The following is a 14,014-nucleotide window of genomic DNA, read 5'->3' on the forward strand; positions in this document are numbered from 1 at the left end:
TCACCATCAAAATCAATCCACTCTTCATCCAAACGAACAATGAACGACCGAACTTGCATTTGGCTGATTCTGATTTCCATGGCGGTTTTTCGCGTGTCGGTTAGCGCAGCCGAACTCGTGCCAGTCGGATTCGCCAGACAGGATATCACGCCCGACCGCGATGTGCGGCTCAGTGGATACGGTTCTCGAGACAACGTGATGACGGGAGTGCGTGACAAGATATTCGTTCGCGCCATGGCGATGGGAAAAGACGACAAACTTTGCGTGATGCTTTCGATCGAAGGCATTGTTGTCACAGCGGAACAAACGAAGCGATTGCTCGCGGGGATCGATGAACACCACTCCATCGATCGATCGCGACTGGTCGTCTGTTCGACGCATTCACATGCCGCGCCACAGATTTACGGTGGACTGACAAATCTGCTGCAAAATCCTCCTACCGAACCACAGGTCAAGGATCTCAAGGACTACTTGGACATTGTTCAACTGCAGAGCCTAAAGTGTGTCGAAGCGGCGATTAAGAATCAGCAACCGTGTCAGTTGACCGTGGGATCCAGCAGAGCGTCTTTTGCAGCCCACCGACGCGTGATCACCGATGGCGTTTGGTCGGGGTTTGGTGTTTCCGAAGATGGCCCCACCGACCGACGAGTTCGCGTGTTGGTCGCCCGTGATGGAAATGGAAAGCTTAGAGGTGCCGTCTATCAATATGCATGTCACTGCACGACGCTGGGACCAAGCTTTAACGAAGTGACCGGCGACTGGGCTGGTTTGTCAGCTGCGGAACTTGAAACCAACAACGACTCGGCAGTTTTCCTACCGGTGATCGGCTGCGGCGCCGATGCGAATCCCGAACCGCGCGACAGCTACGAGGCGGCCGTCGCACACGGCCACGAGATGGCTGCGGCCGTTGAATCGGTCCTCGCGATGGACTCGCTCACCTCGCTTCCGGGCACGCCGACGACTCGATTCGGATATGCGGGGCTGTCCGCAGAGCAACCCTCTCGTGAAGAGCTGACTGCGTATTTGGATGACCCCAAGGTCACTCGCCAACGATGGGCACGAAACATGCTCGACCTTTGGAATACCAAAGGGCGATTACCCGAATCCTATCCGAGTCCAGTTCATACCTGGACATTCGGCGACTCTTTGGCTTGGGTATTCCTCGGTGGCGAAGTCGTTGTCCAATATCAAATGCGGTTGGAAGACGAGCTCGATGCATTTGATGACGTTTGGGTCGCCGCCTACACCGATGATGTTTTCGCGTACGTTGCCAGCCAGCGCATGCGATCGGCTGGCGGATACGAAGTCGACTACTCGATGGTTTACTACAACCAACCAGGACGTTGGCAATCAGGAACCGAAAACTTGCTTGTTAATCGGGTCAAAGAGGTATTGCGATCACCAAAGCAAAATGAAGGGTTTCAATCTCCATCGGACTCGCTGAATTGCATGCGAGTGCCCGAAGGATTCAAAATCGACTTGGTCGCTGCAGAGCCGTTGGTTGTCGATCCGATCAACGTCGCATTTGCCGCCGATGGCAGTGTGTGGGTCGTAGAGATGGGTGACTACCCACAGGGTTCGCCGACCGGTGGGCGTGTTAAACGGTTAGAGGACACAACCGGCGACGGCACGCTGGATGCGGCTACGCTGTTTTTGGATGGCTTGGATTATCCGACGAGCGTTTATCCGTGGCGTGACGGAGCCATCGTCATCGCAGCCCCCGACGTTCTTTTCGCTCGCGACTCCGACGGGGACGGCAAAGCCGATGAGCGAGAAGTTCTGTTGACCGGTATCGGAAAAGCGAATCCACAACACCGCGCTAGTGGATTTGAGTGGGGTTTGGACGGCATGATCTACTTTGGCGCAGGCGACGACACCGAAAATCTGCATAGCTTGCGCGCTGACGTTACTGTAAACGTCAAGGGATGCGACGTCCGATGGGATCCGGAATCAGGCCATCTCGAAAGGCTTCCTGGTAAGACGCAATTCATCCGCTCACGCGATCGGTGGGGTCGTTGGTACGGAAACACTAATAGCGTTCCTTTGTTTCATTACCGAATCGACGACGTTGATCTATTAAAACGAAACGCGACCGTTTCGAGAAAACAGCTCGTGCTTGATCCGGGTGTGGCTCCGCCTGTTTTCCCGAGCAGTCGAACAGTTGATCGGTTCAACGATCTGTTCGCCAAGAATCGCATCACGAGTGCTTGCAGCAGTATCGTGCTACGAGGAGACGGGATGGGCCAAGCCATGGTTGACGCCGCTCTCGTTTGCGAACCAGTGCATAATTTGGTGGCGCGGTTCAGATTGCAAAGTGACCAGGCGACGGTGAAAGGAACGAGATTTGAACAAGACCAATCCTTGGACTGGGCAACGTCGACCGATACCTGGTTCCGGCCCGTGCGTGTCATCGAAGCGCCCGACGGGAGCGTCTGGATTGTTGATATGTATCGAAAAGTGATCGAGCATCCGCAATGGATCCCCGATTCTTGGCAACAGAGTCTGGATCTTCGTGCCGGTAGCACAGCAGGACGAATTTACCGCGTTTCAAAAGTCGATCATCTGGCACAAATACAGATGAACCTCGCTGATCCAAAAGACTATGCTCGCAATATCGCGAGTACCAGCGCCGCCGTTCGAGACCTCACGGCACAACAGATCAAACTCACCAGCGATGACGAAGCCCTTGAACCGTTGCGACGCGTCGCACGCCAGGCAACCGACCCCGCTATTCGACTTCAAGCCTTTGGCTGCCTTTGCTTCAAAGACTGGCACACCGCTGAGGACTGGGCACGCATCCTGAATGACAAGGAGCCCCTCGTTGTCGCAACTGTGATTCAACTCGCTCGACGAAAGTGGGAAACGGCTGGGAAACCAGTCGTTGCATTCACTCGGAAGTATTTGTCGGCGTCAACACATCATCCGGCTATCGACTCTGCATTGCTGCTTGCCCTTGCGAACGCTCCTTCTGCTGATGCGGATGCCCAGCTCACTCGCTTGGTTGACAGAACCTGGATGCGTGCATGGGGAATGGAAGCGATGTCGCTAGCATCAGTCGAAAGAGCCCCAATTGTTGTCAATCGATTGTTAACCGCAATCAACCTGGCCGACGCACAATTGGACCCGACGCAGTGGAACCAAACGCAAGACGGAATCGCGGCCCTCTGGGCGACTTGCAGGGAAAGCGATCAACAAATGATTCTCGAGCGATTGTTCGATTCAACACAAGCACAAATGACTTCGGCGCAGTTGATGATTGCGTTGGTCGTTTCCCCTCAATCGTTTGATTCCAGCGGCAAGCAGAATCAACTAATCAAACAGGTCGTCGACCGCGCAAGAGAGGAACTGCGATCGGGCGACCAGCCGATCAGCATGCAAGTACGAGCCGCTCAACTGCTGGGATGCTCTCTGATTCCCATTGAGAATCAACTTGCCGACTTGAAAGAAATGCTTCGCCCCGATCAACCTGGCGCACTGCGTCGAGCCGGTTTGGCAGCGGCGTACCGTATCGAGTCCGAACAGACGGCACAGTTATTGATCGATGCTTGGAAGCAACTACTTCCGGACGAGCGGACGACTGCTGGTGCAACGCTCCTGCAACGAAGGGACTGGACTCGCCGGTTTATTGAATCGTTGGTCGACGAAAAAATCAAGATCAACGACTTGGACGCTTCTACACTCAGCGGTCTTCGAAACTACGACGACTACGGAATCATGAAGAAATTCGGCAGCCTGCTTTCCATCTCGACCCCAAGCGAACGGAAAGATTTGATCGACCGTTATGTCGCAGAAATGAGCTCTTCGCCACAGGGCGAAATCAAGATCGCTCAAAAGCTATATCGAGAAAATTGTGCAATATGTCATGAGCCACCTTCGGATAAGTCTCAGCCGATTTCTGCATCGGTGCAGAGCCTTGGCCCGCCCTTGGCGAATCTAAAGAAGTGGAACACACTTCAATGGGCCACCGCCGTTCTGGACCCGAATGCGAACATTGAATCCAAGTTCAAACAATATCGAATTCTGACAAAGTCTGGCCAAGTCATGGCGGGCGTTGTGATCGACCAAGCCGAATCGGACGTGCGAATGGGATTGGCCGACGGCCGACAAGTCCTTATCGCCCGAGATAAAATCGAGCGAATCGAAGACTCTGGCGTTTCCATGATGCCCGAAGGTTTTGAAGCCAAGCTTTCACCCAAACAACTTAACCAAATCGTCGACTATCTTCGCAATCGGTGAGGCACTCTCTCGTGACCATCCACAGCCTCATCGAAATCAAACCAGCGTCCGCCGGTGACCCTAGAAGGGCGTTCCGGTTAACGGGCGAACCGACGCAGGACGACATAGAACACAGGTGTTAGGAACAGCCCAAAGAGTGTCACACCCAGCATTCCACCAAAGACTGCCGTCCCCAGCACGCGGCGCATTTCAAACCCGGCGCCCGTTGCCACTAGCAATGGAATCACGCCGAGGATGAACGAGAACGCCGTCATCAGAATGGGGCGCAATCGCAATCGGCACGCCGTGACCGCCGCGTCGAAACGATTCTTGCCGGCGTCCTCTTCGGCTTTGGCAAATTCAACAATCAGAATTGCATTCTTACATGCCAAACCAATCAAGACGATGAAACCGATTTGCGTTAGCACGTTGTTGTCCATGCCACGAAACCAAACGCCAACCAACGCAAACAACAAACACAGTGGCACGATTAGAATGATCGCCAACGGCAATAGCCAACTTTCATATTGAGCTGCCAATGCGAGGAACACGAACAAGACAGCCAGTGGGAACAGATACAAGATGGTGTTGCCCGCTTGCTTCTCTTGATACGCAAGTTCAGTCCATTCGTAACCGAACCCAGGTGGCATCGTTTCTGCGGCAATATTTTCCATCGTCGCCAATGACTGCCCCGAACTGAATCCCGGAACGGTCGACCCATTCAAATCGGCTGCGGGGAAGAGATTGAATCGCACAATCCGGTCTGGTCCAGCGGTCGACGTGACGTCGACAAGCGAACCGAGTGAAACGGTTGCCCCGCGTGAACTGCGCGTACGAAGATTAACGATGTCGCTAGCATCGTCGCGAAACTGCGGTTCAGCCTGTGCGGTGACGCGATAGGTCCGCCCCAGAAAGTTGAAGTCGTTGACGTACATTGAACCGAGGTAGATTTGCAGCGCGTCGAACACGTTGCTAACCGGCACATCAAGCATTTGAGCTTTGGTGCGGTCGACGTCGGCGTACACCTGAGGAACGTTCATACGCAGATTTGTAAACACCTGCGTTACGCCTGGCTGTGCATTCGCCTTTGCCAGCATCGCGTCCGCAACTTGGCTGAGCGTTTCGAGGCCCGCGCCACTCCGGTCTTGGAGGTACATCTTGAACCCGCCACCACGGCCAATGCCACGAATCGGCGGCGGCGGGATGATCAGGATTTGTGCTTCGTTGATCGCAGCAACCTCGCGACGCATATCCGCCACGATCGCTTGAACACTACGCCCACGTTCTGCGCGTTCCTTGGCATCTTCAAGCGGCAAGAACGTGACGGCTGCATTCGGCTTGATCGTGAACGTCGCTCCCGAGAGCCCTGCGATGCCCACTGCGTGCGCAACCCCGTCGATTCGGCCACCAATTTCCGCCACTTCGCGAGTGACTTTATCGGTTCGCGCGAGCGACGCACCGTCGGGCAAATTGATTGCGACAATCACGTATCCTTGGTCTTGATCCGGAATGAACCCTGTCGGCACCAACCCAAAGCTAAGCCCAGTACAGACAAGCAACACCGCGTACACCACAAACGAGAGGCCGGTTTTCTTAACGAGCCGAGCAATGATTCCGGCATAAATGTTGCTTGTAAAATCAAACGTTCGATTGAACAAGCGAGCCGGGTAAGTCAAAAGCCCAACCAGGGGAGCAAAGCGACCAGTCGATGCTTTCGAACCGTTCTCTGCACTTTGCTGTTTGTCTCGCAGCAAGATCGCGCACAGGGCAGGGCTAAGCGTTAGTGAAACAAAAGTCGAGATCGCTGTCGAAATCGAAATCGTCAAAGCGAACTGCTGATAAAACTGACCGCTGATCCCGGAAATGAAAACAGTCGGCACGAACACCGCGATCAAGACCAACGTCGTAGCAATCAAGGCAGAACCCACTTCGTCCATCGCCTTGTGCGTTGCCTGTCGCGGCGTCAAGCCTTCGGCAATCAAACGTTCGACATTTTCTACCACCACGATCGCATCATCGACGACGATCCCGATCGCCAGCACCAATCCGAACAACGACAATGTGTTCAGCGTGACACCGATGAACTGCATGATGGCAAACGTGCCGATCAGAGAAATCGGGATCGCAATCACCGGGATGATCGTCGGACGCCATCCATGCAGGAAAACGAAGACCGTAAAGATAACAAACAAGGTTGTAAGAAAAAGCGTGGTGATCACTTCATTGATGGACTCTTCCACATAGTCGGTTGGGTTGTATGCAATTTCGTAACCGATTCCCTGCGGAAACTCTTTACTCATGTCGGACATCGTCTTTTTCACCTCCGCAGCCGTGTCTACCGCGTTGGTTCCGGGGCGTTGGTAGATGAGTACCGCAATCGCCGATTGCCCGTCCAAGTAACTGAGTCGCGAGTAATCCTGGGCCCCCAGTTCGACGCGAGCCACATCGCGAAGTCGTGTGACGCGACCATCGTCGCCACGTTTGACGATGATGTCGCCGAATTCATCTTCTTGAATCAACCGACCTTGCGTGGTGACGTTCAATTGAAAGTCACCCGCATCCGGAGTGGGCGGCTGCCCAATCACGCCTGCGGCGACTTGCACGTTTTGCCCGCGTATGGCTTGCACAACTTCGCCTGCCGTCAAATCGACGTGCGTCATCTTTTCAATATCTAGCCAAATACGCATCGCGTATTCATTGCCGCCCGCGATACGAATTTCACCAACACCGTCGAGCCGCATCAGCGCATCACGGACACGCAAGAATGCGTAATTGCTGATGTAAAGATTGTCGCGACTATTGTCGGGCGAGTTGAGGTGAACGACCATCAACATGTCCGGGATTTGCTTGGTCGTCGTGACTCCGATTTGACGAACTTGCTCGGGTAAACGTGATTCGGCAATGGCGACACGGTTCTGCACTAACACTTGAGCATCGTCGAGGTCCGTCCCCAGCTTGAACGTGACAGTCAACTGCATCGTGCCGTCGCTGCTGGACGACGATTCCATGTACAGCATGTCGTCAACGCCGTTCATCTCTTGTTCGATTGGCGTCGCAACAGTATCAGCGATCACTTGCGGCGTCGCGCCCGGATAACTAGCACGCACCAGAACTGTCGGCGGTGCGACATTGGGGTACTGTGACACCGGCAGCGAAAAATAGGTGATGCCGCCGACCAACACGATTAGGAACGACAATACAGCCGCGAAGATCGGCCGCTCGATAAAGAAGTGAGGGAATTTCATGAATTGCGAGTCAAAAGTCGAAAGGTGCGTGAGTCAGGGTGCATGAGCCAAGAGAAGAGAGCCGGTGGTACGAGATCACTTCCGCTGGCTACCGTTTCTTGAACTTCGTTCTTCTGGGCTCACCGCAGGCGAGATCCAATCTTCCTTTGGCACGGGTTGATAGGTATCGGGCAATCCGTCTTCGACAGCTTCGATTATGCCTTCGACCGTGTCCACTTTTGCACCGGGGCGTGACTGCAAAAGTCCTTCGATTACAAGGGATTCATCGCCAACAAGTCCTTCGCGAATCACTCGCAGCCCGTCGACGATTGGGCCTGGCTTGATCGGTCGACGCTCAATCACGCCATCCACCACTACGTAAACAAATTGCGACGACTGATCTGTTTCAATAGCTGAATCGGGAATCAATACCGCTTGGCGAGACGCGCTGCCGGGAATTCGGATCCTCGCAAACATGCCAGGCAAAAGCAACTGATTTTCATTAGGGAACACACAACGTGCTCTCATGCTGGCGGTGTTAACATCGAAACGATTATCGACAAAATCCATGTGGCCTCGATGCGGGAATCCCGTCTCGTCGACCAAGCCCAAGAAGACCGGATTCTTGACGTCTCGCGAGCTTTCCCGTTCACCAGAAGCCGCCAACCGGATGTACTTCAGCACGTCTTGCTCGGTCGCATCAAAGACACAATAAATTGGTTGCATTGACGTGATCGTCGTCAACAGCGAGGAAGTGGAGGTTCCGCCTGCGATCAAGTTGCCTTCAGTGACTTCTTTTCGGCTAATCCGTCCTTTCACAGGAGACCGGATTTGTGTGTATTGCAAATTCAGCTCCGCAGTTTCGACTCCTGCCTGGGCCAATTCGATCTCGGCTTCGGCAGTTGCGATGGCGGCTTCCGCTGAACTAACACTTGCTTTGACACCTTCGATGTCAGCTTTCGCCCTAATCAATTCCGCTTCGCGCTCGTCAAGTTCATCTTGCGATGATGCGTTCCGCTGGCTCAATTCTCGCGTTCGATTGTATCGGACTTCGGCCAAATGAAGCTGAGCATCGGATTGCAACGACCTCGCCTTGGCCTCGTTCAGCATTGCCTTGGACTGCAACAACCGCGACTTGCCTTGTTGCAACGTTGCTTTGGCCGCATTAAGTTCGGCTTCGAAAGGTCGCGGGTCGATGACAAACAACAAGTCGCCTTCGTCAACGATTTGCCCTTCGTCAAAGTGGACAGACATCAAATACCCGGCCACGCGTGCGCGGACTTCGACCAAGTCGACCGCTTCAAGACGTCCGGTGTAAGCATCCCATTCCACGACTTGCTTCATCACCGGTGCAGCGACGGTAACCGTCGGCATTGGCATTTGCGGTGGACCAGACGGTCCTTTGGAACAACCGACCAACAACAATAACGCAATCAAACTGCAATGCGTCGTGCCGAGCCGAAGGCTGAACAGATTCAATAAACTCACAATGAAACCTTGGTAAAACTTGTTGTGCAATCTTGTGGTGCAATCGTGTGTGGTGAACGGACTCGTATCACAATTTGCAGGCTGACAACCTGTGCTAAAACTGAAATCCTGCGAATGGGTCTGGCATCGCCGCTGAATCGGACACTTCGACTGTTGGCGAGTCTGCGGATTGTCCGAGCGGCGACGAAGGTTGCACCGTGATGACGTCTTTCGCAACTTCACCCGGCGCCAAATCATAGCCAGCGTAATCATCGGATGGGGCGAGCAATCTCGTTACCGGAAACGCCGAGATGAAGATTAGCGGTATCCGAATAGCAAGCTGAACCAACCTAGAGCTTTTCCTTTCGGGCGAACCTTCTTGGCTCAAGTACGAGATCGCCAGCGCGGCAGCGACCAACACGATGCCGATCCACACAGACGTCTCCGAGAATGCGACGCTCAATCCAATCAGACAAACCAAAATTGCTGTGCCCTGGACTGGCAACCGGGACGCACCGAGCAAGTTGGCAAGGACTGCGATGCCGACCACTCCAGCCGCAACGGCGTACGTTACGCTGCCCGTGGTGACGATCACGCCAACGGACGAAGCAACCAAGATTGCCCAGCTAATCACATTGGTACTCAATCGCCCTTGGGCGGCCGGTTGATTGATCACGATTGCAGCTCCAATGGATAACGACCACGCGGCAATCGCAAACAGAACCCCAACACTTGGACTTGCTGCACCTAAGTAGACACTGCCCCAAAGTAGTCGAAGCGAAATGGCAAAGCCCAGAACCACAGCACTAATGATGCGCAACTGCGTGTGTGCGATCGTCTGGACACTGACGACCGCCAAAGCAATCCAGGGAAGCCAACCGATCCCAGACGTCGGGATCAATTCATCAAAGAGATCGCCAAAGTTGGATACCCGAAATAGGAACAAACCAATCGCCACCGACATCGCAAGCGACCAGTTCCTGGCAGTCGCACGCTCACTCGCGAGCCATCCGCCAAGCAGCCCCGTCAACAACGTCACTGACATCGCGATTGCAATAGACGATGGGGTCATTGCAAAAGACCTTCGAAGCTAATGATCAACGAAATTTCGTCGCTGACGTTTGGAACAAATGCCTTGATTCCAAAGTCAGACCGATTCACTTTAAAACTGCCCGCAAATCCGATGCGTTCCTTCCCATATGGCCCCTTGCCTGCACCAAGATAGGTCAGCGGTAGCACGATCGGTTTCTCCACACCATGCATCGTTAGGTTACCAGTGATGCTGAGTTTCTTCCCGTCTGCAACAATACTGGTGCTTTGAAACGAAATCTCCGGAAACTGTTTCGCGTTGAAGAAGTCCGGCCCGCGAAGGTGCTCATCACGTTTTTCAGACTTCGTATCAATGCTGGCCGCATCAATCGAAAATTGGAATTTCCCCGTAGCCGGGTTCTCCATGTCGATCGAGAAGTCACCCTTGTATTTGCCGAACATCCCATACGTGTAGCTGTAACCAAAGTGGTTGGCGGCAAACACGACCGAAGTGTGTTGGTCATCCAACACATAGTCGGCCGCAGACGCTGGCCTTGTTACCGTCAAGGCCGTGATCGCAAGCATCGCGATTGCGATCGATTTCAAAAGATTCATTCGGTTTTCCATAGAAGTAGGTGGTGATTCGCGGTTACAAAGCGATTTAAGTGTTCGTCGGATGACGAGATCGATCAATTTGCCGAAGAGCTATTTTTCATCGAGCGGGCTTCCATTGAAATGGTGGTTCCCAATCAGGATGCTCGCTTTTCGGGCAGGCTCCCTCAGCACTCAAGACAATGGCTGAATCTTTACGGCGACAGAATCGACCTTTCGAACTCTGCAGTGGGTTTCAAGAACCCGTTCTCGGAAACATCGCAAACCGAGTTGCCGTGTTGCCAAAACAGTGCCGGCACACATCTCGAGGCGTCCATCGGGAGCGAATAAGCTTGGACATCTACCAAACGCCCCAGATCCATCGGCGCCGCAGCGGACGTGTTCCGGGTAATGTTCTCAATCATTTTGCGTCTCTGCATCGAATTTGTTTCTTCTGTTGATTCCAAATAGCTAACCCTGATCCGAACCCGACGGCGCAGACTAGAAACCACACATGTAAAAATTTAACACGTCAAGCATCAGGCAAAAAAACTACGGTGCATTGTTGTCCGAAGGCAATGATTTACGCGATTTCTCAAGCAAACGGCTCAATTCCTTTAATTCCTTCCCAGTCAGATGCCCGATCAGTTCGCGATGAAGCTCCTTGTCAGGTCCATCGATTTCCGCGAGCAAATTGGCGGCTTTTTTGGTGATTTCGACGTAAACCACCCGCCTATCCTTGGTGCAACGCTCGCGTTTAACGAACCCCTGGTTTTCTAGCCGGTCGATTAACCCCGTGATTCCGGGGACGACCTGCACCATTCGGCTAGCGATTTCCAACGAGGGCAAGGGCCTGCCTTCGCCACGTAAGATTCGCAAAACGTTGTACTGCGAATTGGTCAAACCAAACTCACGAAAAAAACGGCCGATGCGATTCTGAAACTGATCCGCCGTACGAAGCAAATTCAACAGTGCCTCTGCTTCCGCCGATTCAAACGGTTTACGTTTCTTTAGTTCTCGCTGCAATTGTCCGGCCATGCCGTGGATTCTCTCCATAATGTAGGCTGAGCCGCAATTACCTTACACGTAAACTATCGGCACGTCAATGTTAGTCTCAACATTCATTTTGACAACAAGGCTAACGCAATATCTCGCGAGACTCACGTTTAGCACCACGGCTGCGGCGCGCATTCTGCTACGGCTGGAACCTCCGCAACAACCATCAATCACGACAACAAAAGTGGCCACGATGGTTGAGCACCTCTCCGGAACCGAGTTATTTTGATCCGACGTCATCAACAGACTCCGTCACCAACCGAAATTGCTCGAGTGCAAATTCCCGTATGACAATCGAGGATCGCAACTTCTCGCCGAGACTTGTGAACTCGATGAATGCTAGTTAACGCGATCCGAACTAGAAATCGCACGCAAGAATGCGGATCCAATCGCCCAATAGATTGATCGAGATGTCATTCCGGTCAAATGGGGATACAGCAGTTCGGGCAACACTCGCAATTTATTAAATGCACTGATCGACCCCGTCGCCAACGTTCCGGTCGACGATTCCGAAGAGCACCTTTGAAAAGCAAGCGGTGGTTCGCAATCTTCCTATCCTGGAATCCAAATCCATTCCGTTGTCACTGGCTTAACAAAACCGTTCGCGTTACCGAAACCGAACCTACTTCCACGTCGCGATCTATTTTGCTGGATTGAAGATCGAAAACTTCGAACTCGGGAAGGCCGTGGAAATTTCAAAAACCATGTCAGATCTGCTAGGGTTAGAAGAAGAATTATTGAGTCGTCAATGCCGCATGCGCACGGACGGGGAAGCACCTGCAAATGACGGTTATCCGAAATTGATGGGTCCTGGACGTGTTTTGGAAATAGTTGCAGTCGTAGTTAAACGCTGCTCCGAAAATCCGAAATCCGCGACCCTATTAGTGAACCTTCGGCTGCCGAGCGATTGAAGAGCACCGCACCACCGCTCGCTCTGACACTATGCACGTGAGATGACTCCGTCGGAGCTTTCGAGGGCCGCGAGAATGGTTTGTTCTAAGTTCTCGAACGCGTTGTCATCGGAGTTCCAGTGCTGGTGTAACGCGATCACCGACACCTCGCTGTGCACGAGTGTACGCCGAGGGTTAAACAACACAAACTTTCCTGAGTTCAATTTTTTCTGATAGAGCTGGCCCTCAAGTAGTCGCAACAAATTTGGGAATGTCATCTGACAGAGACCGTCGACCTTTAATGTACGAGCAGAAAAGGGACGGGATCGCCAATCAGAAAACATTCGGTTCATCGCCGTCATGGGCAGTGACGTCCCGCCCCAGCGCCCATTACATTCAATGAATTCCATTTTGGCTTCTTGTAGATTCGGGCCGACCAATAGCATGTCCAGCGAACAGCGACCGACGTATCCGAGCAACTGATACACTCTCGCTAGTTGCAGGCATCTTCGCGTGATGGTTTCTTTTAACTCGTCAGTAAGTTGAGCGGGCCCAAATCCTAAAAAACAACCTTGCCCTGGGCTGACATTTTGCATGAACAGTCCTTCCAGGATCGGAAGCCCTTGTGATCGCGTCGGAATCCAGATTTGTGCGGACGGCGAGCCAATCAAATTATCGACCCACTGAGTAACCAAAAGTTCATCGCCGACTTCATATTTCAAATGCCGGAGTCGGTCATCGAGTATCTCCTCGATCCGCTGCAACGTTCGGTCACGAATTTCAGAAGTTGAAATCAACACGTTTCCGGTTCCGCCTGCCGCGCTTGGCAGTTTGACTGCGATGAATTGCGCAAACGAATCGAGTTCTTTGAGCCGCTTGGCAGCAGTCGCCTTATTCCACACGACAGCGCTGGCAGGTATTGCACCGGAACCAAACATGGCCGTCACCAATTTCGAGAATTCGCCTTTGTCGTTAGCGAACTGAGTGACCGACGGAGGAGGACCGATTACTTCGACAGACCGGTGACTTGCCTGGCTAAGCAATAAGGCTAACTCCCAAGCGGCTTTGGAACCCATGTGCGGATGGATGTAGCGCAACCCGTCTTGGCGTACTCGACGAACGAGTTCGCGGCGGACGCGACGATCTTCCCAACACGCTCCCGCAAGTTCTAGAGGATCATTCAGCGGCTTTGGGGTGACCCAAACGACACACCCCATTCCCAAAGAATCGCGGCAGTACGACTCGTAACCCTCGACTGGTGTCAAGCTCGTCGCCAGCACATCACCATCCATTGCGCGCAGGCGAGCCCGCTCCTGAAACAGAATGATGCTTGAGTCAGGATTCTGGATCGATGTCAAGTCGTCGATATGCAACGCCGGTGCGTCAACGATCTCATGAGGCACTAGGTTTCGGAACAACGGATCAACACCCAGTTCTGGCTTTTCACGTCGCAGCCTCTCCGCCGTGAGTTTCGCCGAGTCAAGTTCGGACGGCGAGAGGCTACAACACTGATGAGGCACGACGGGAATAAGATGGCTCATA

9 protein-coding genes are annotated in these 14,014 nt (G+C 53.2%); 2 read left to right on the forward strand and 7 right to left on the reverse strand.

What is annotated here, in order from left to right; genetic code table 11:
* Nucleotides 1-39 precede the first annotated feature (39 nt).
* Nucleotides 40-4,236, forward strand: a complete 4,197-nt coding sequence (locus Poly59_RS10430) for a neutral/alkaline non-lysosomal ceramidase N-terminal domain-containing protein (protein WP_186776147.1) — start codon at nt 40-42, stop codon at nt 4,234-4,236.
* A 77-nt stretch (nt 4,237-4,313) separates the two neighbouring features.
* Here the strand turns inward: Poly59_RS10430 and Poly59_RS10435 are convergent, their stop codons facing one another.
* From Poly59_RS10435 to Poly59_RS10455, 6 genes are all read right to left on the reverse strand, one after another.
* A complete protein-coding gene (locus Poly59_RS10435; protein ID WP_146533990.1) occupies nt 4,314-7,460 on the reverse strand; it encodes an efflux RND transporter permease subunit in 3,147 nt (1,048 codons plus the stop codon).
* Nucleotides 7,461-7,535: 75 nt separating this feature from the next.
* On the reverse strand, nt 7,536-8,819 hold the full coding sequence (locus tag Poly59_RS10440; RefSeq protein ID WP_146534458.1) for an efflux RND transporter periplasmic adaptor subunit: 1,284 nt from the start codon (nt 8,817-8,819) through the stop codon (nt 7,536-7,538).
* Between the two features lie 202 nt (nt 8,820-9,021).
* A complete protein-coding gene (locus tag Poly59_RS10445) occupies nt 9,022-9,978 on the reverse strand; it encodes a hypothetical protein (protein WP_146533991.1) in 957 nt (318 codons plus the stop codon).
* Nucleotides 9,975-10,550, reverse strand: a complete 576-nt coding sequence (locus Poly59_RS10450) for a YceI family protein (protein WP_186776148.1) — start codon at nt 10,548-10,550, stop codon at nt 9,975-9,977. Before Poly59_RS10450 ends, Poly59_RS10445 begins: the two co-directional genes overlap by 4 nt.
* Nucleotides 10,551-10,741: 191 nt before the next feature.
* Nucleotides 10,742-10,966: a hypothetical protein gene (locus Poly59_RS29350; protein WP_186776149.1), complete on the reverse strand. Its 225-nt coding sequence runs from the start codon at nt 10,964-10,966 to the stop codon at nt 10,742-10,744.
* A gap of 112 nt (nt 10,967-11,078) precedes the next feature.
* A complete protein-coding gene (locus Poly59_RS10455; protein ID WP_146533993.1) occupies nt 11,079-11,564 on the reverse strand; it encodes a MarR family winged helix-turn-helix transcriptional regulator in 486 nt (161 codons plus the stop codon).
* 256 nt (nt 11,565-11,820) lie between these two features.
* On the opposite strand from Poly59_RS10455, the gene Poly59_RS30625 reads away from it, so the two are divergent.
* On the forward strand, nt 11,821-11,925 hold the full coding sequence (locus tag Poly59_RS30625; protein ID WP_390621462.1) for a hypothetical protein: 105 nt from the start codon (nt 11,821-11,823) through the stop codon (nt 11,923-11,925).
* A gap of 597 nt (nt 11,926-12,522) precedes the next feature.
* Here the strand turns inward: Poly59_RS30625 and Poly59_RS10460 are convergent.
* A complete protein-coding gene (locus Poly59_RS10460) occupies nt 12,523-14,013 on the reverse strand; it encodes a hypothetical protein (RefSeq protein ID WP_146533994.1) in 1,491 nt (496 codons plus the stop codon).
* Between the last annotated feature and the right edge of the window lies 1 nt (nt 14,014).

This window comes from Rubripirellula reticaptiva, from assembly GCF_007860175.1.
Lineage (GTDB): Bacteria > Planctomycetota > Planctomycetia > Pirellulales > Pirellulaceae > Rubripirellula > Rubripirellula reticaptiva.